This is a genomic window from Candidatus Glassbacteria bacterium (assembly GCA_019456185.1).
GTDB lineage: Bacteria > Gemmatimonadota > Glassbacteria > GWA2-58-10 > GWA2-58-10 > JAJRTS01.
Map to the genome: position 1 here is coordinate 1 of VRUH01000177.1, position 923 is coordinate 923.

Here is a 923-nt window from a genome sequence, read left to right on the forward strand (position 1 = left end):
AACAGAACGCGAGAGTGTTGCCCTCGATATTGGTGACATAACCCATGAAGGAAAGGTTGTCGCAAAGCTCGGTGACCGAACGCGGGTCGTGATGCCATCCGAAGGCCCTTTCAAACGGCGGCTCGTCGGTGAGCACGATGTTAAGATCCCAGTCCATTGAGCGCCAATAACGCTTACAACCGGTGAAACGAATAGGATCCTTGGCGAGATACTTGGAGACGTACGATGCCGCTTGGCGCGCGTTGTGCACCCTTCGGATATCAACGATGGGAGAGCGCGCAAGGTGGCGCATCCGGTTTGATAACCATTTCTGGCTTACGAAGGCGACCCTCGCGAGGATATGTAGGTGCGGGCGCCCCTTCTTGGTTTTCTCAAAGACCGCGATGAATGGAGGGTTTTTCATGCCCTTCTTTTCGACCAGCTCACGGCGGATCCGCCGCCACGCCTTGACGAGGGTCTGAGCGGCCTCCGGAGGGGTTTCTCCTGCGGCCGGGCTTGCGGTGAGGGTGATGAAGGTTGTTGGGTGTCCGCGCCGCGCTAGCGCCTTTAACCGGGCTTTTTGCCCTGGGGCGCAGTCCGGGCATGTCCAACATTTGCAGAGCAACCGGACGGCGGTCCCCTCCCAGGAGTTTGTGTTGACAAGGGTAGTATCACCGCAGTACATTGCTCGCGTCGTTGGTTATGCCTGTGGTTGGGCTGTTGCTGATGACCCCCCGGCCGGGCCGCTGAGCAGCGGTCCGGCTTCTTATTAATTGCAGGGGCATAATGGTGCTCCGCCGTCCGGAATAGCGATCACTGAGAAATAGCTATCTAATGTTTGGTAATTCCCGCCCTCCGATCTAACCTGTACGATGATGCTCATATCGCCTTCAACGTAGGCGGAGGCGAGAAGGTCGGTGGGATCCGTTTGAGTGACTCTGACC

Annotated in this window: 1 protein-coding gene; it reads right to left on the reverse strand. The window is 57.5% G+C overall.

Annotated elements, in window-relative coordinates; all coding sequences use genetic code 11:
- Nucleotides 1-604 (reverse strand): hypothetical protein (locus tag FVQ81_18735; GenBank protein MBW7998567.1); only part of this gene is annotated, 604 nt, incomplete at its 3' end.
- Nucleotides 605-923: the final 319 nt, after the last annotated feature.